We start from the raw sequence: 16,092 nt of genomic DNA on the forward strand, positions 1-16,092 counted from the left end.
CAACGGTTCGGCCGGTTGTGGCGTTTCGGCGAGCATTCCACTGTCTTTCCGCAGGTCTCTGTAGAATAGTCGCAGACGTTGAGACGGGCAGGCTCCGTGGGGGCGCTCGGCAGGTTCGAAGCCGGCAGCCGCGATAGGCGAGCAGACCGGCAAGGAAGTGCCGAATGCGGGACGGACGCCGTGTGACCTTGGGAAGGAATGAGAAAATGATGAAGAACTGGCTCGCGGCCGGCACGGTCGCGCTCACGGTCGGCATGGCCTCGACGATCGCGCAGGCGCAGACCACGACGGTTCCGGGCGAGCAGGTCGGCCTCGCGGTCGGCGCGCCGCTGCCGGAAGGCCTCTACGCCATCAACACGTTCACCTACCGCCGCACCGACGGCCGGAACGATCCCGACACGGCCGTCAACATCCCGGTCCTGGTCTGGTCGACCCCGTTCGTGCCGTTCGGCGGCCGCGTCGAGCTGCTCGTGGCGCCCCCGACCGTGTTCGCCTTCACCCGCAACCCGGCGGGCGTGCGCAACAAGGACATCTCGATCAACGTCGGCACCTTCGTCGGCGGCATCTGGGCCTTCGACCTCGGCAACAACTTCGGCGTCAGCTTGCTCGGCGGCGCCTACCTGAACGACCTGAACGGCGACCGCGGCTCGATCATCACCGCGAACGGCACGACGGCCACCCCGGTCCTGCCGCAGCTCTCCTCCAACACCTACCGCTTCGGCGTCGCCGGCAGCTACACGGGTGACGGCTGGAACCTGACCGCCAACCTGACCGCCAACATCTACGACTCGCCCGGCCGCTTCCCCGGCCAGGTCGGCGCCGCCATCGGCCCGATCCGCCTGTCGGACTCGCTGAACTTCGACCTCACGGCGACCAAGAAGTTCGGCAACTTCGAGATCGGTCCGATCGCCTACGGCACCTACAACTTCGACATCAGCCAGGCCAGCGCGGCGGCCGGCAACCGCGGCCGCTTCGCCATCGGCGGCCTCATCGGCTACGACTTCAAGATCTTCACCGTCCAGGCCTACGTCGCCCGCGACGTCGTGACCGGCGCGCAGTACGCCAACGCGTTCGGCCGTACCCGCAGCGACTACTCCACCGACGGCTGGATCCGGTTCATCGTGCCGCTGTACTCGCCGGCCCCGGCCGCCTCGCCGGTCCCGGCGGCCCTGGTCCGCAAGTACTGAGACCCTCCCGAGACGCCGGGCTCCCCGCCGCCGCGCGGCGGGGGCCCGGATCTCCGACAGGCCGTCCTCCGGGACGGCGCGCCGCCCGGCTCCGCCGGGCGGTTTTTCGTTGTGCCGAGCCCGCCGCGGGCCGCGCCGAACAAGCCCGTGCCATGCGCCGCACCGGGCCGCGGGTGACGCGGGCGGCGTGGACATCTTATGGTGTGCCGATTGCGCGCTCCGGCGCCGACCGGAGCGCAGGCGGACGAGCCGAAGGAATGTCATGGCGACGCAGGGCGAGTGGAAGATTCCCGCGCAGGCCCAGCCCAGGCCTGCGGATTACGGCTACGATCTCGACCGGGCCCTCTCCGCCGTCCTGGCCCTGTCGGCGCGGATCCCGGAGAGCGCGTTCACGGCCGAGACGCTCGGCACCGAGCGCGCCGGCAACGGCGTGGTGATCCGCGAGGACGGGCTGGTTCTCACCATCGGCTACCTCGTCACCGAGGCCGAGAGCGTCTGGCTCACCACCCGGGACGGCCGCTCGGTGCCCGGCCACGTCCTGGGCTTCGACGCCGCCACGGGCTTCGGCCTGGTCCAGGCGCTCGGCGACCTCGGCGTGCCGGCCCTCCCGCTCGGCCGCTCGGCCGGGTTGAAGACCGGTGACCGGGCCGTGCTGGCGGGGGCGGGCGGGCGCCAGCGCTGCGTCGCCGTCGAGGTCGTGGCCCGGCAGGAATTCGCCGGTTACTGGGAATACGTCCTCGACGAGGCCCTGTTCACCGCCCCCGCGCACCCGCACTGGGGCGGCACCGCGCTGATCGGTCCCCAGGGCGACCTGCTCGGCATCGGCTCGCTGCAGCTGCAGCAGGGCGGCGCCGGCGCGGCGCGGCCGATCAACATGGTCGTGCCCATCGACCTGCTGACGCCGATCCTCGAGGACCTCGCCACGCGCGGGCGCGCCAACCGGCCGCCGCGCCCCTGGCTCGGCCTCTACGCCACCGAGAGCGAGGAGGGCATCGTCGTGATGGGCCTCGCCGATAACGGCCCGGCCGAGACCGGCGGCCTCCAGGCCGGCGACGTGATCGAGGCGGTGGCCGGCGAGCCGGTGGCCGATCTCGCCGCCCTGTTCCGCAGCGTCTGGGCCCTCGGCGAGGCCGGGGTGCGGGTCCCCCTCACGATCCGCCGGGAAGGACGCGGCGTGAAGCTCGCCCTCATCTCGGGGGATCGGGAGCGGTTCCTGCGCACGCCCTCGCTGCACTGAGCCCGCTGCACTGAGTCCGCGGCGCGCAACCTCGGTGCGCAACCTGGGCGCGGTGAGCGGCGTTGCCGCGGGTGCCGTCGTGGGCCTGTACCGGACACAACTTACGGCTCAGCGACGGTTCAGGTGGCGGGACCGAATCTGCAACCACCGGCTCCCGATCCGCCGGAAGCGTTGAGGAGATCCAGTCATGACGATTCTGAGCGCACCGCGCGCGAAGGCGCTCGTGATGGCCGCCGCGGTCGCCGGCGGCCTCGGGCTCGCGGGGACCGCCGAGGCGGCCGGGGGCTGCGGCCCCGGCTTCCACCCCAATCCCTGGGGCATCTGCCGGCCGAACTGGGGCCCCCGGCCCTACGGCTACTGGCGGCGCCCGATCTATTACGGCGGCTACGGCGGCTATTACCGGCCGCGGCCCTTCTACCGGCCCTACGGTTTCTACGGGCCGCGCCCGTTCTACTGAGCCCCGGTCCGGGTGCTCGGGACGGTTTGAAGGGCGTCCCGCCGACCGGCGGGGCGCCCTTCGCGCGTGCGGGAAGCCCCGCGCCGGCCTTCACGCCTCTGCGCGACGGCCTGCATGCGCACAAAGAATGACCATTCGGAAACCTTGCCGGTTTCTTAAGCCGCTTATGCAATTCCTGCAGGGCTGGTGCTTGACCTTACGACTCCTGCTGCGCTGCGGCGGGATTATATGTGCGTTGCACCAACAAGAGGCAGCGATGCGCAATGGGGCGCCATCGTCTGCCCGAACAGAGGTCACAGCACACCATGTCCGCCGCCCGTAGCGTCCTGAGCCGCGTCCGCGCCTATCTCCGGTACCGCGACACCGTCTCCCAGCTGTCCCGCCTGTCGGACCGCGATCTTGCCGATCTCGGCATCAACCGCAGCGAGATCCGCGGCGTCGCCCGCGTCTGATCCCAGCGCCCGAGTCCCAGCGCCCGAGACGAACGTCTCGAAGGACCGCCGCCCGTTGATCCGGACGGCGGTCCTTCGCTATTCTCAGACATGACACAGACCATCCACATCGTCGGCGGCGGCCTCGCCGGATCCGAGGCCGCCTGGCAGGTGGCCGAAGCCGGGCACCGCGCGGTGATCCACGAGATGCGCCCGGTGCGCGGCACCGAGGCGCACCGGACGGACGGGCTGGCCGAGCTCGTCTGCTCGAACTCCTTCCGGTCGGACGATCCCGCGGGCAACGCCGTCGGGCTGCTGCACCAGGAGATGCGCACGCTCGGCTCGCTGATCATGCGGGCGGCCGACGCCAACCAAGTGCCGGCGGGCGGGGCGCTGGCGGTCGACCGCGAGGGCTTCTCCGCCGCGGTGACCCGGACCCTGGAGCAGCATCCCAACGTCACCCTCGTCCGCGGGGAGGTCGAGGGCCTGCCGCCGGAGGATTGGGGCCCCTGCATCGTCGCCACCGGCCCGCTCACGGCTCCGGCGCTGGCCGAGGGCATCCGCGGGCTCACCGGGGCCGAGTCCCTCGCCTTCTTCGACGCGATCGCGCCGATCGTCCACCGCGACTCGATCGACATGGACGTGGCGTGGTTCCAGTCCCGCTACGACAAGCCGGGACCCGGCGGCACGGGCGCGGACTACCTCAACTGCCCGATGAGCCGGGAGCAGTACGACGCCTTCGTGGCCGCCCTCGTGGCGGGCGAGAAGATCGGGTTCAAGCAGTGGGAGGGCACGCCCTATTTCGACGGCTGCCTGCCCGTCGAGGTCATGGCCGAGCGCGGACCCGAGACCCTGCGCCACGGGCCGATGAAGCCCGTGGGGCTCACCAACCCGCGCGACCCGCTGGTCAAGCCCTGCGCGATCGTGCAGCTGCGCCAGGACAACGCGCTGGGCACCCTCTACAACATGGTCGGCTTCCAGACGAAGCTGACCTACGCCGAGCAGGTGCGGATCTTCCGCACGATCCCCGGCCTGGAACGGGCCGAGTTCGCCCGCCTCGGGGGCCTGCACCGCAACACCTACCTCGACAGCCCACGCCTGCTCGACGCCACCCTCCGGCTGAGGGCCCGGCCCTCCTTACGCTTCGCCGGCCAGATCACCGGCTGCGAGGGCTACGTGGAGAGCGCCGCGGTCGGGCTGATGGCCGGCCGCTTCGCCGTCGCGGAGGCGGCCGGGTGCCCGCTCGCCCCCCTGCCCCAGAGCACGGCCCTCGGCGCGCTCATCGCCCACATCACCGGCGGCCACCTGATGGCGGACGGCGAGGCCAACGCCCCGCGCTCGTTCCAGCCGATGAACGTCAATTTCGGCCTGTTCCCGCCGCTCGAGCGGGCCCCCCGCAACGAGACCGGCCGGCGCCTGCGCGGGCCCGAGAAGGCGGCGCTGAAGAAGCGCGCGCTGACCGACCGGGCCCGGGCCGATCTCGCCGTCTGGCTGGAGGGCGCGCAGGGCGGTGCGTCGAGACCTGCGGCGGCGGAATAGCTGGCCGCACGGGGCTTGCACAGCCCGGGGTTCCACCACCTGGGCTCACCATGACCGCGATCGACACCCAAGCCTTCCTCGCCGACCTCTACGAACTGCGCGAGATCGGCCGGTTCCGCACCGGCGTCCACCGGCCGACCTTCTCGGCCGCGGACATGGAATCCCGCCGGTGGCTGATGGCCCGGCTCGAGGCCTGCGGCCTGGAGGCCTCCATCGACGGGATCGGCAACGTGCTGGGGCGACATCGCGGCCCCGGCCCGCACCTGCTGGTCGGCAGCCACATCGAGACGCAGAACGAGGCCGGCTGGCTCGACGGGGCGCTGGGCGTCGTGGCCGGGGTGGCGCTGGCCCGCGCCGGGCTGCCCGTCGACGTCGTCGCCTTCGCGGACGAGGAGGGGCACTTCTCCGGCGGCTTCCTGGGCAGCCGCTCGGCGATCGGCGACCTGGCCGAGGCCGAGATCGACGAGGCCCGCAACCGCACCGACGGCACGCCGCTCCGCGCGGCGCTCGCGAGTGCCGGCCTCGCCGGTCTCCCCCGGATGCGGCTCGACCCGGACCGCTACCGCGGCTTCCTGGAGATGCATATCGAGCAGGGCACGCAGCTCGAATCCGCCGGCCTGCATCTCGGCGTGGTGAGCGGCATCGTGGCGATCTGGCAGTTCCGGATCGATTTCGCCGGCAACCAGGACCACGCGGGCGGCACCACTATGGCGGAGCGCCGGGATGCGGGCCTCTCGGCGGTGCGGCTGCTCGCGGCGATCGACCGGGAATTCCCGAAGATCTGCGGCCCGCGCAGCACCTGGACGACGGGGCGGATCACCCTGGATCCCGGCGGCTTCAGCGTCATCCCGGGCCGGGCCGAGGTGTATTTCCAGTTCCGCGACGTGGCGATGCCGGTGCTGGAGCGGATGGAGGCCTGCCTGGAGGCGCTGGTGCGGGACTCGAACCGGCGCGAGCGCTGCCCGGCCGCGCTGACGGCCCTGGCGAAGGCGATCCCCGCCCCCTGCGACCCGGCCCTGATGCGCGCCCTCTCGGAGGCCGCCGAGGGCGTCTGCCCCGGAGGATGGCAGGTGATGCCGTCGGGCGCCGGGCACGACGCCCAGAACGTCGCCCGGATCCTGCCGGCCGCGATGCTGTTCGTGCCCTCGATCGGCGGCATCAGCCATCACTGGGCGGAGGACACCAGCGACGCCGACCTCGCCCTCGGCGTGCGGGCCCTCGGCGACGCGGCGGCGCGGGTGCTGGCGGGCTGAGCGCGCCGCCCCGGGCGCCCGGCGCGTTCCGGCGGGCGCCGGGCCTCAGGCGCCCGGCACCAGCGACTGGATCGGGATCAACTCCGGCCGGTATTCCTGCATGCCGCCGGCGATCCGCTCCTCGACGGCGTCGATGAACCGCTCCGGGTCGGTGATCGAGCACTGGCGCAGGTCCCAGAAGGCGTAGCGCCACCATTGCACCTTCAGGTAGCGCTCGATCAGCGCGTCCGGGAAGCGCATCTTGACGATCCGGGCGGGGCTGCCGGCCACGATCGCGTAGGGCGGCACGTCCTTGGTCACCACCGCCATGGCGCCGATCACCGCCCCGTCGCCGATCGTGATGTCGGGCATCAGGAAGGCGCCGTGGCCGATATAGACGTCGTTGCCGATGCGCACGCGCTTGGGCCAGAGATACGGGCCGCAGATCTCGTAATCCTCCGCCCGCGGGTCGAGGCGGTCGAACACGGCCGAGTGGTGCGTGTAGAACAGCGGCGAGGTCGAGCCGCACTGGACCGGGTGGCTGCCGCGCCCGACCTGGACGCTCTCGCCGATCGAGCAGTAGCGGGCGATGTCGGCCCCGAAATAGTAGCCGCTCACCGCGTACGAGAACGCCCCCATGGTGAGGCAGTAATCGACGCCCATCCACTTGATGCTGCACGGCGGCTCGAAGACGCAATCCTCCGGCAGGCCGAACGGGGCCGGGTGCAGCACCGAGATGCCGCGCCGCAGCATCTCCTGCTTCATGTCCTCGTTGACGGAGATCATGCGGCGTCCTCGTCGCTGGCGTGTCCGGTCCCGGCCGGTGCCGGGTCCAGGCCGTAATAGTCGCCCATCAGGTTGCCGTACTCGGCCGCCCGGATCGGCACGGAGAGCCGGCCCGCGGCCGAGACGTCGATGGCGAGCAGGCGGTCGTTGAAGGCGGCCGGATCGGTGGCGAGGGCGCCGGGGAGCAGGTGCCCGTTCGGGTAGGCGCGCAGCCGCTCGGCCGGCGCGCCGAGGTCGAAGGCCGCCACCGGCAGGCCGGTGCGCAGGGCCAGGGTCAGCGCGTACGAGTAGGTCTCGGGCCAGATCGCCGGCAGCAGCGCCAGATCCGCCGAGAGCCGCCAGACCAGGTCGAGGGCCTCGTGGTCGCCGGAGTAGCGCCCGGTCTGGGCGACCCCGACGCCCTCCAGGCCGATCGCCAGCGCCGGGTCCGAGTAGCCCACGATCCCGAAGCGCAGCGGCAGGTCCCGGTCCTGCGCGTCGGTGGCCAGCGCCTGCAGGAACAGGCCGCCCTTCGTGGCGCTGATCGCGCCGAGGACGGCGACGCGGCGGATTCGGCCGGGCCGCTGCAGGGCGGTCGAGCGCACCGACCGCTCCGGCTCCAGGTGCGGCCGCACCGTGACAGCGAGGTCCGGGTACACCGTCCGGATCCGGCCCGCCGTGTCGCAGGACGGCGCGAACACCCGCGCCGCGCCGGCCAGGAACGCCCCGAACACGGCCCGCCGCTCGCCCGGATCCGGCTCCTCGAACCCGTCCGCGTCCACCGCCAGGCACGACCGGCACTCCGCCACCGGCGCCAGGCCGCAGTAGCGCCCGTCCGGCTGGACCAGGTGGTTGCGGTGGCACACCGGCGAGTAGTCGTGCAGCGTCCACGCGTAGGGACGCCCCGACCCCGCCACCACCTCCATCAGCGCCCGCGCCGCGCCCCAGCGCAGCCCCGCCAGCGAGTGCACGTGGATCAGAACCGGCGCCAGCTGCCCGACGAAGTCCGCGAGCTCCGCCGCGTCCCGCGGCAGGTACAGGCTGTCGAGGTTGGGCAGGTACAGGAACTCGGGGCCGCGGTAGGCGACGTGGACCTCGAGGTTGCGGGTCCGGTCGATCTGCAGCAGCACCACGCTCAGGCCCTCGGCCCGGGCCTGGGCGACCATGTCGTCGATGTGCCGCTGGATGCCCCCGCCCCAGCTGTGCGTCACGTACAGCAGCGCCCGCCCCGAGAAGTGGCGGGCCAGCCGCGCCCGGTCGAGCCGCGCCCGCCCGCGCCGGCCGGGATCGGCCTGGACGAACTGCCCGACCCGGGCCGGGTAGTCGGGGTGCTTGGCGAGCAGCGCCGCCTGGCCCTGGTCGTACTCGCCGCCCGCGTCGAGCCCGAACGAGATCTGGCCGGCATGGTGGACGAACACGTCCTCGGCGAGCAGGTTGACGAAGCCGGCCTTGATGGCGCGCAGGCACCAGTCGTTCTCCTCGCCGTAGCCCTTGCCGAAGGCCATGGCGTCGAGGACGCCGACCGCGTCGAGGGCCTGCGCGGTCATGTACATGCAGAAGCCGACGCCGGTGGGCACGGGCACGGCGCGGCCGCAATTGACCTGCGCGGCGAGGCGGTCGAGCTCGGGCCGGGCGATCTCCAGCGGCATGGTGTTGTTGGCGTTGAAGCGCGGGTAGGAGCAGATCGTGGCGTTGTTGGACAGCGGCGTGACGCTGCCCACGGGCAGCCCCGCCCCCATTCCCGCCCCCGCCTCCGTGACGGACCCGGCCCGAGGGTCTGCCTGAGGGGCTGTCTGAGGTTCGGCGTGGGCGACGAGGCGGTCGAGCCAGTCGCCGAAGACTTCAGCGTCGGAGTTGAGCAGGACGACGGCGCGGCCCTGGCGCAGACCGAGGGCGCGGTTGACCGAGCGGACGAAGCCGAGGTTGCGCTCGTTCTCGACGAGGTGGAACAGGCCGCGGCCGGCGAGGGCGGCGAGGTCCGCGGTGAGTTCCGGGTCGGGGGAGCGGTCGTTGACGGCGAGCAGGGTGAAGGGGGTGGCCTGGGGCGCCGACAGGCAGGCGTGGATGGCGCGCAGGGTCTCGCCGCGGCCCTTGTAGACGGGGACGATGACGACGACGCGGGCCTGATCGATGGGCAGGGCCCGGGGCAGGCGGTCCCAGTCGTGGGACGCGGGGGCTTCCATGGGCGGGTAGGTGCCGAGATCCTCGGGGCAGCCCATCAGCCCGGCGGCCCGGCCGGTGCGCACGTAGTGCAGGAATGGCGACTCCCCGGGACCCAGCAGATGGCCGTAGGCCCGGCGGTAGAAGCGCGTCGAGAAGGTCTTGCTCGGGTCGCGGTCCTCCTCCTGGCCGTGGGACAGGAAGTGGATCGCCGGCCCGTTCTCGAAACCGCCGGTGTCCGGGTAGCGCTTGAGGTACCAGGGCGCGTCGAAGAACGGCTCGATCAGGCGGGCCTGCTCGAACAGGTCGGCGTCCTCCTCGGCTGGCGGCGCGCCGTAGCGCGGATCGAAGACGTCGCCCGCGAGGTCATCGCCCCGCAGCAGGGCCCGAGCGAGGTGGTGGACGAAGGGCGCGATGCCCGTCGCCTCCGCGGAGGGGTGGTGCGCGCGGTATGCCCAGCCGTTGAAGTCGGGTCTGGGATTGCGGCCCTTCTTCCAGCCGGTGTCGCAGTAGTCGCGCACCGCGTCCTCCGCCTCGGACAGCCCGTAGCGCGCCCGGTAGAAGCCGTGATCGAAATGCCCCGCCACCAGCCGCGCCTGCAGGTCCAGGAGCGCGTCCCGGTCGAGGGTCTCCCGCCCGATCGCCCCCAGCCAGCCGGTGTCCTCCACCGGCGCCCGCGCCGGCCGCAGCCCGCAGACCCGCAGCAGCGCCGCCAGCGTCGAGCGCCCCGGCCCCGGATCGCGCAGCTCCCGCCAGCCCGCCTCGGCGAAGTGCAGGAACGGCTCGCGCCCGCCCGCGTCCGGGTAGGTCGCCCGGTACCAGTCCGCGTCCACCGCCGGCAGGTTCAGCCGGTGCGGCTCCGCGAACGGCTCGGCCCCGGTCAGCCGGGTCTCGGCGACGTAGCGGAAGAACGGGTCGTCCGCGACCGCCCGGCTGCCGGACCGCGCCTGCACGTAGCCGGCCGGGTCGAAGTCCGGCCGCGGGCCGATCCGCGCCCGCCAGCCCTCCGCCACGTAGTGGCGCAGCAGCGCCGCGTCCGAGGCCCCGGCCAGGGCCTCGGCCTGCGGGTCGGGCAGGCGCTGCCGGTAATGGGCGGCGTCGAAGTAGGGGGCGAGCGTCTCGATCCGCAGGGCCAGCGCCGCCTCCGGGTCGGGCCGGGCGGCTCCGCCGTGGAGGACGTAGTGCACCAGCGGGTTCTGGGTGGCGAAGGTGATCCCGCGGCTGAGGCAGTAGGCCAGGGTGTCGAACTGGGGCGCCGGCTCGCGGCCCTCGCGCCAGCCCGAGGCCATGTAGTGGTCGACCGGGTCGACGCCGGCGGCGGCGAGGTCGGGGTTGCCGGCAAGGTAGAAGGCGCCGTCGACGAGGCGGCGGGCGAGGCGCTGGGCCTCGGCCGTGTCGGGTTTCGGCAGGGCGGCCGCCTCCCCCTCCCCGCCCTCCCTGCCGCGTTTGCGGGCGAGGGCGTGCAGGAGCGGGTTGATGCCGGCGCGGGCGAGGTGGGGATGCCGGGCGAGGTAGGCGGCGGAGTCGAAGTCGGGGCGCGGGTCGCGGCCCGCGCGCCAGCCGTGGACGAGGTAGTCGCGCACCGGGTCGGCCGTGATCCCGTACCAGCTCGCGTAGAACGCCGCGTCAACGTGCGGCGCCAGCACGGCGATCTGCGCGTCCGCGGTGACGACATTGTTCGCCGCCGGCAGGCCGCGGCGGGCCGCCAGCCGGATCAGCGGGTTGCCGCTCGCGCGGACCGGGCAGGAGCGCGCCCAGCGATGGTACAGGCCGTGGATCCGCTTCAACATGAAGCGCCCGCGTTATCGCGCGGCGACCGCCGGTCCCGGTCGAAGGCCGTGCCGGGTGCGGCGCAGGGGTCGAGACCTGAGGCTCGAATGAGCATGTGTTCGCGCGGGCTGGATCGAAAGCGTGTCGGCGCGCCGGGCAAGGGGTCGCACCGACGGGTCATCGCCCTAACGGAATGCGCGCGTGGGGTAAACAACGGCGCCCCATACCCCATGTCCCGCGCGCCCTGCCGGTGCGGTCAGATCAGGTCGGACCGCCACGTCACGTTCTCCCGCACGATCCGCGCGGGGTTGCCGGCGGCCACGCAGTGGGCCGGCACCGTCCCGGTGACGACGGCGTGCGCGCCGACGATCGCGTTGTCGCCGATGACCGAGCCCTTGAGGAGCGTGGCCTGATTGGCGATCCAGACGTGGTTGCCGACCCGGACGGGCTTGGCCGGGTTCAGCCGCGCGCCGGTGTCCCGGGTGACGATGGAGTGGAAGTCGCTCGTCGTCATCCAGACGCCCGACGCGATCGAGCAGTCCGTGCCGATCTCGATCGCCTTCCCCTCGACGGGATTGAGATGGACGAGCCCGGTGAAGCCGGTCCGGTCGCCGATGCGCAGCACCGAGCCGGGGCCGATATAGATGTTGGCCATCGACAGCCGGACGTCCTCGCCGACGTCGAACCGGCAGTTCGACTCGATGACGATGTGCATGTCCTTGTCGGACACGCAGCCCCTGCCTATGCGGATGTAGTTGTTGTCGCCGTTGACGTAGATTTTTCCCGCTTGACTGTGCTGGTCCCGCGAATCAATGTCGATGACATTATTCTCCCCTTTGTCGAAGATATTCAAAGACATAATTCGCTCTGCGGGATCTACGGAGGCCCCTGGGCGCGGCGTGGCCGAGGTCCGGGAGCGGACGGCCACACATCGAAGCCGCGGAAGAATGCTCGCCTTCTGACATGACGACTACGGAATCGGCGTGCCGGGATCGGGATCCGTCGACATGCGGCGGCAGCGCCGATGACCCCGGGCCGGAAGCGGTGTTTGAAGATGTCTCTAAGCCATCAGGCGCCGTCGTCACAACTCGTGCGGCGGTTGACGTCGGAAGGGTCCTATGCCGTATGCCGTCCACCAGAGAAATCATGGGATGAGGCCATCCGGTGGCTGAGGACAACACCCTGACGAAGGCCCTGGTGGACGTTCGGGCGCGCAGGGCCGCGCTGCAGAGCGACTACGATCGGATCGCGGCCGAGCTGACCAAGCTTCGAGCGGCGGAGGCCGCGCTGACCTCGATCGTCGAGGGGATCCCGCTGGAGGCCTCCGGTCTCCACGCGTCCGAAGGGCCGCGGGCCGCCGCGTCCGACCGCTCCGTGCCCGCCTCCGGCGGCCGGCGCGGTGCTCGCGGTCCCCGGGCCAACTCGGCCAAGGGGCGGCTGAAGGCGCTGCTCGGCTCGGCCGGTCCGCAGGGCCTGTCGCATGCCCAGATCGCCGAGCGGCTGCCCGACGTCGCGCCCAATACCCTCAACACCTATCTCAGCATGCTGGTGACCGGCGGCGAGGCGATCCGGAACGGCGACTTCTTCACCGCCGCCGCGGCGCCCGACGGGGGCGAGGACGGTAAGGACGGGGTCGAGGCTGATCCGGACGCGGACGAAGAGGTCCGGCACGACGCCGCCGCCGAGTGATCCCGGTGCCGGGGGGGGGCGCGGCCACTGCGCCGCGCGCTTGAGATCGCGGCGCCCGGTTCGGTCAGGACCGTCCAGCACGGTCCCGTGCCCGCCACGCCTCCGGATCAGGCGGCCGCCGACATCCGCCGGATGATCGGCAGCATCAGCGCGCTCGGCGCGGCGGCCGGCACGGGGAAGATCGTGGCGGTCTGGTCGGTCTTCACCCGGGGCAGCCGCTCGATCACGGTCCGCAGGTTCGGGAGCGTGCGCGCCAGGGTCGCGGCCAGCGTCTCGCCCGCGATCTTGGCCATGACGTACTCCAGCGTGTCGCGGGGCGCCTCGTCGATGGCGCTGGTCGACGGGTAGAAGGCCGCCACGGCGTCGCCGCGCTCCAGGCAGAACTGGCTCAGCTCGTAGAAGGCGGTGTTGTAGACGCGCATCATCTCGTCCAGGCAGGCCGGCTCGAACGGCGCGCGCTTCTGGCGGAAGATGCGGGGCGTCGCGAAGTGGTAGAGCTGCGACGGGCGCATCGCCAGCGCCACCAGCTGCGGGGCGGCCGGCTCGGCGGCGTCGTAGCGGAGGACCTGGCAGCGCCCGCCGGCGTCCCGGATCTCCCGGGCGACGGCCTCCGCCTCCTCGGCGCCGGACGCGTAGGTGATGCAGACCGCCCCGCCCCCGGCGGCGATCAGCTTGGCGGTCGCGGCGCCGAGGCCCCGCGACCCGCCGACGATCAGCGCGGACACCGCCGCGAAGGCGCCGGGCTCCACCAGCGCCGCGAGGTCCCGCAGGCGCTCCTGCTCCACCGGCCGCGGGCGGACGAAGCCCTCGACCCGGGCGACGAGGCCGGGGCCGACGGCGTCCAGCGTCACCGATTGCAGCATCGGCTGGAACCGCTTCACCGCGTAGCCGAGGCTCGAGCCGGTGCCTCCCTCGGTGACGGTCACGTCGATCTTCGAGAGGATCGAGTGGAGGCCGGGCACGAACATGCCGACGAGGGTCGAGAGGCCGCCCAGGGCCGCGACCCGGCCGGGGCCGGGGCCGNGGCCTGCGCGCCCCTCGCCGGGATGCTGCTGGTGCCGTTCCCGCCCCCGGGGCGGCGCGTCCGCGCCTGCCGGGACCGGCTGCCGCTCGCCGCGTTCGCCCTGCTGCCGGCTTTCCTACCGCCTTTCCTGCCGGCCCTGCTGCCGGCTCTCCCGGCCGCGAGCCTCGGACTGCCGCACCCCGCCGGGGCGGGGGAGGGATTCGCGTCCCTGCCCCTCCCGCTGCCCGGGTTCCTCCACGGGCTCTGGGCAGCCGCACTGCTGGTGCCGCCCTTCGCGCTGCGGCGCGGTCCCCTGCCCCCGCCCGCGGAGCGGCTGTGGCTCTCGGGGGGCGCGCTGCTCGGCCTCTGGCTGGCGGTGCTCGCGCAGGCCCTCGCCCCGGCGGCTGGCCTCGGCGGGTTGCAGGTCCGGGACCTGCTGCCGCTGGCGCCGATGCTGATCCTGGCCTTCGCCCGGGGGCAGATCGGCACCGCGGCGGCCCTGCGCTGGCCGGCCCTGCTCCCGGTGCTGGCCGCCGCCCTCGACGCGGTGGCGCTGCCGATGATCGCGCTGCGGGCGTAGCGGCCGCTCAGTCCCGGTCCAGGAAGTCCAGCAGCGCCCGGTTGAAGGCCTCGGGCCGGGTGACGCTGTGGGCGTGGCCGCCCTCCGGGGCGAGGGCGAGGCGGGCGTTGGGCAGCGCCGCCGCCAGCCGCTCGGACCGGGTGTAGGGCACCAGCACGTCGTCCCGGGCCGCCATCAGCAGGGTCTCGTGGCCGATCGACCCGAGACGGTCCGCGATCGTGAAGCGCTCCAGGGCGGCGATACGGGTCAGCACGGTCTCGGCGCCGGGGAAATGCGCCCGGGCCTGCGCCTCGTCGGCTTCGACCCGCTCGGCCTGCGCGGAGAGCCACGCCGCCGGGTACAGGAAGATCGCCTGCGCCCGCACGAAGGCCTCCGGGCCGCCGCCCGCGAGGATCGCCCGGCGGGCCGCGAAGCAGCGGCGCGTGGCCGGGTCCAGGGCGTCCCAGCCGTTGATCACCACGATCCGCCCGACCCGGTCGGGCGCGTCCAAAGCCATCTGGAGGGCGATCAGGCCGCCCAGCGCGTGGCCGACCACGTCGGCCCGGTCGATTCCGGCGGCGTCCAGCACCGCGCGCGCGTCCCGCGCCATGGCGGGGATGTCGTGGTCCGGCGCGAGGGGGCCGGGCGAGCGCCCGGTGCCGCGATGGTCGTAGGTGACGACCCGGAACCGCGCGGTCAGGGCCACCATCTGCGGCGCGAAGTAGCCCGCCGCGCCGCCGAGCCCGGGCGAGAGCAGCACCGGCCGCCCGCCCGCCGGGCCCGCCACCGCGTGATGGAGCGGGCCCATCAGCGGCCGATATGGGCGATCGAGGCGATCTCCACGCGGGCCTCGGGCTTCACGAGGCCGCACTGGATGCAGTAGCGCGCGGGCTTCTCGCCCGGGAAATACGCGGCGTAGACGGCGTTGATCGCCGCGTAGTCGGCCCAGTCCGTCAGGAAGACGTGGTTGAAGGTGACGTCGTCCATCGTGCCGCCCGCGGCCTCGACCACGCCCTTGATGGTCTCCAGCACGTGGCGGGTCTGGGCCCCCGCGTCGCCGACATGGACCACGTTGGCCTCCGCATCCAGCGGCAGCGTGCCCGAGACGTACAGGACCCCGTCGGCCAGCGTGCCCGGCACGTAGGGGGCCAGCGGCTTGCCGGTCCCCGGCGGTATCACGATCTGCTTGGGCATGCCCCTGCGCCTCCCGCGCGCGACCTATCGGCCGGGCCGGGCAGGCCGCGCGCGAGGCCGCGTCGCGGCGGCGTTCGCGCACCCTGCCGGTCACCGGCCGGGCGCGCGATGCACTTATCCGGCCAGATCGGCGCCGGCGGCGGCGCGCGAGGGCGCCCCGAGAGCGGCCTCGAAGGCGGCGACGTCCGAGACCCAGCCGAAGAAGGTCTCGATATTGGCGAGCGCCGCGCGGTGCAGGCTCTCCGGTCCGGCCTGGTGCGTGGCGTCGGCCAGCACGATCCCGAAATACTCCCGGTGAAAGCCGTCCCGCAGGGTCGACTCGACGCAGACGTTGGTGGCGATTCCGGTGAAGACCAGCGTGGTCACGCCCCGTGCCCGCAGCGTGCTGTCGAGCGGCGTGTTGTAGAAGCCGCTGTAGCGGGGCTTGCCCATCACGATGTCCCCGGGCTCCGGCGTCAGGGCGTCCACCAGCGCGTAGTCCCAGGATCCCTTGGCGAGGAGCTGCGTGTTCGCTGCAGGATTCCGCCGCATCGTCTTGAGGGCGTTGGATTTATGCCAGTTCGGCGAGCCCGGGCCACCGGCCTCGACATAGGCCGGGTCCCAGCCGTTCTGGAACCACAGGACCGGGATGCCGGCGGCCCGCGCCGCCGCCACCGCCCGGGCGATCCGGGCGATCACCGGGCCGGTGCCCGACACGTCGAAGCCGGCCCGATCGAGGTAGCCGCCCGGGCTCGCGTAGGCGTTCTGGACGTCCACGACGATGAGGAACGTGGTCGCGGGATCGAGGGCGATCGGCTCCGGGCGGGCCGGCAGGACGACGTCGCCGTGCCGACCCTGGGCGTCGCGGAATCCGGCGGGGCGGTCCATCG

14 protein-coding genes are annotated in these 16,092 nt (G+C 73.0%); 7 read left to right on the forward strand and 7 right to left on the reverse strand.

From position 1 onward, the window contains the following. The first annotated feature begins 206 nt into the window (after window positions 1–206). The 6 genes from MOTC310_RS00605 to MOTC310_RS00630 all read left to right on the forward strand — a co-directional run bounded on the left by MOTC310_RS00605 (window position 207) and on the right by MOTC310_RS00630 (window position 6,104). On the forward strand, window positions 207–1,187 hold the full coding sequence (locus tag MOTC310_RS00605; protein ID WP_331294393.1) for a transporter: 981 nt from the start codon (window positions 207–209) through the stop codon (window positions 1,185–1,187). Window positions 1,188–1,449: 262 nt separating this feature from the next. Beyond that, window positions 1,450–2,424 (forward strand): S1C family serine protease, encoded by a 975-nt coding sequence (locus MOTC310_RS00610; protein WP_331294392.1) that lies wholly within the window; start codon window positions 1,450–1,452, stop codon window positions 2,422–2,424. A gap of 187 nt (window positions 2,425–2,611) precedes the next feature. After that, window positions 2,612–2,881, forward strand: coding sequence for a GCG_CRPN prefix-to-repeats domain-containing protein (locus MOTC310_RS00615; protein WP_331294391.1), 270 nt, complete (start codon window positions 2,612–2,614; stop codon window positions 2,879–2,881). A 305-nt stretch (window positions 2,882–3,186) separates the two neighbouring features. After that, window positions 3,187–3,333, forward strand: coding sequence for a DUF1127 domain-containing protein (locus MOTC310_RS00620; RefSeq protein ID WP_012318555.1), 147 nt, complete (start codon window positions 3,187–3,189; stop codon window positions 3,331–3,333). A 90-nt stretch (window positions 3,334–3,423) separates the two neighbouring features. Continuing rightward, entirely contained in the window at window positions 3,424–4,851 is a 1,428-nt protein-coding gene (gene trmFO / locus MOTC310_RS00625) for a methylenetetrahydrofolate--tRNA-(uracil(54)-C(5))-methyltransferase (FADH(2)-oxidizing) TrmFO (protein ID WP_331294390.1), read from the forward strand. Window positions 4,852–4,901: 50 nt separating this feature from the next. Then, window positions 4,902–6,104: a Zn-dependent hydrolase gene (locus MOTC310_RS00630; protein ID WP_331300451.1), complete on the forward strand. Its 1,203-nt coding sequence runs from the start codon at window positions 4,902–4,904 to the stop codon at window positions 6,102–6,104. Between the two features lie 45 nt (window positions 6,105–6,149). On the opposite strand, the gene MOTC310_RS00635 is transcribed toward MOTC310_RS00630, so the two are convergent. The 3 genes from MOTC310_RS00635 to MOTC310_RS00645 all read right to left on the reverse strand — a co-directional run bounded on the left by MOTC310_RS00635 (window position 6,150) and on the right by MOTC310_RS00645 (window position 11,637). Then, window positions 6,150–6,869 (reverse strand): CatB-related O-acetyltransferase, encoded by a 720-nt coding sequence (locus tag MOTC310_RS00635; protein ID WP_331300452.1) that lies wholly within the window; start codon window positions 6,867–6,869, stop codon window positions 6,150–6,152. Further along, window positions 6,866–10,798, reverse strand: coding sequence for a glycosyltransferase (locus tag MOTC310_RS00640; protein ID WP_331300453.1), 3,933 nt, complete (start codon window positions 10,796–10,798; stop codon window positions 6,866–6,868). The genes MOTC310_RS00635 and MOTC310_RS00640 overlap by 4 nt, the downstream gene beginning before the upstream one ends. A gap of 236 nt (window positions 10,799–11,034) precedes the next feature. Then, a complete protein-coding gene (locus MOTC310_RS00645; protein ID WP_058607953.1) occupies window positions 11,035–11,637 on the reverse strand; it encodes an acyltransferase in 603 nt (200 codons plus the stop codon). A gap of 305 nt (window positions 11,638–11,942) precedes the next feature. On the opposite strand from MOTC310_RS00645, the gene MOTC310_RS00650 reads away from it, so the two are divergent. Continuing rightward, window positions 11,943–12,467 (forward strand): hypothetical protein, encoded by a 525-nt coding sequence (locus tag MOTC310_RS00650; RefSeq protein WP_331300454.1) that lies wholly within the window; start codon window positions 11,943–11,945, stop codon window positions 12,465–12,467. Window positions 12,468–12,574: 107 nt separating this feature from the next. Here MOTC310_RS00650 and MOTC310_RS00655 read toward each other — a convergent pair whose 3' ends face one another. From MOTC310_RS00655 to rutB, 4 genes are all read right to left on the reverse strand, one after another. After that, window positions 12,575–13,435, reverse strand: a complete 861-nt coding sequence (locus MOTC310_RS00655) for an SDR family NAD(P)-dependent oxidoreductase (RefSeq protein WP_331300455.1) — start codon at window positions 13,433–13,435, stop codon at window positions 12,575–12,577. Between the two features lie 622 nt (window positions 13,436–14,057). Then, window positions 14,058–14,840, reverse strand: coding sequence for a pyrimidine utilization protein D (gene rutD / locus MOTC310_RS00660; protein WP_331301439.1), 783 nt, complete (start codon window positions 14,838–14,840; stop codon window positions 14,058–14,060). Further along, on the reverse strand, window positions 14,837–15,223 hold the full coding sequence (gene rutC / locus MOTC310_RS00665; protein ID WP_331300456.1) for a pyrimidine utilization protein C: 387 nt from the start codon (window positions 15,221–15,223) through the stop codon (window positions 14,837–14,839). The genes rutD and rutC overlap by 4 nt, the downstream gene beginning before the upstream one ends. A 114-nt stretch (window positions 15,224–15,337) precedes the next feature. Further along, on the reverse strand, window positions 15,338–16,090 hold the full coding sequence (gene rutB / locus MOTC310_RS00670) for a pyrimidine utilization protein B (RefSeq protein WP_419539835.1): 753 nt from the start codon (window positions 16,088–16,090) through the stop codon (window positions 15,338–15,340). Window positions 16,091–16,092: the final 2 nt, after the last annotated feature.

This window comes from Methylobacterium oryzae, from assembly GCF_036441375.1.
Classification (GTDB): Bacteria; Pseudomonadota; Alphaproteobacteria; order Rhizobiales; family Beijerinckiaceae; genus Methylobacterium; species Methylobacterium oryzae_A.

Excerpts from the sequence above, each read along its gene's own strand:
- MOTC310_RS00605 (WP_331294393.1), top strand. The coding sequence starts at position 207 with ATGATGAAGAACTGGCTCGCGGCCGGCACGGTCGCGCTCACGGTCGGC.
- MOTC310_RS00610 (WP_331294392.1), top strand. The coding sequence starts at position 1,450 with ATGGCGACGCAGGGCGAGTGGAAGATTCCCGCGCAGGCCCAGCCCAGG.
- MOTC310_RS00615 (WP_331294391.1), top strand. The coding sequence starts at position 2,612 with ATGACGATTCTGAGCGCACCGCGCGCGAAGGCGCTCGTGATGGCCGCC.
- MOTC310_RS00620 (WP_012318555.1), top strand. The coding sequence starts at position 3,187 with ATGTCCGCCGCCCGTAGCGTCCTGAGCCGCGTCCGCGCCTATCTCCGG.
- trmFO (WP_331294390.1), top strand. The coding sequence starts at position 3,424 with ATGACACAGACCATCCACATCGTCGGCGGCGGCCTCGCCGGATCCGAG.
- MOTC310_RS00630 (WP_331300451.1), top strand. The coding sequence starts at position 4,902 with ATGACCGCGATCGACACCCAAGCCTTCCTCGCCGACCTCTACGAACTG.
- MOTC310_RS00635 (WP_331300452.1), bottom strand. The coding sequence starts at position 6,869 with ATGATCTCCGTCAACGAGGACATGAAGCAGGAGATGCTGCGGCGCGGC.
- MOTC310_RS00640 (WP_331300453.1), bottom strand. The coding sequence starts at position 10,798 with ATGTTGAAGCGGATCCACGGCCTGTACCATCGCTGGGCGCGCTCCTGC.
- MOTC310_RS00645 (WP_058607953.1), bottom strand. The coding sequence starts at position 11,637 with ATGTCTTTGAATATCTTCGACAAAGGGGAGAATAATGTCATCGACATT.
- MOTC310_RS00655 (WP_331300455.1), bottom strand. The coding sequence starts at position 13,435 with ATGTTCGTGCCCGGCCTCCACTCGATCCTCTCGAAGATCGACGTGACC.
- rutC (WP_331300456.1), bottom strand. The coding sequence starts at position 15,223 with ATGCCCAAGCAGATCGTGATACCGCCGGGGACCGGCAAGCCGCTGGCC.
- rutB (WP_419539835.1), bottom strand. The coding sequence starts at position 16,090 with ATGGACCGCCCCGCCGGATTCCGCGACGCCCAGGGTCGGCACGGCGAC.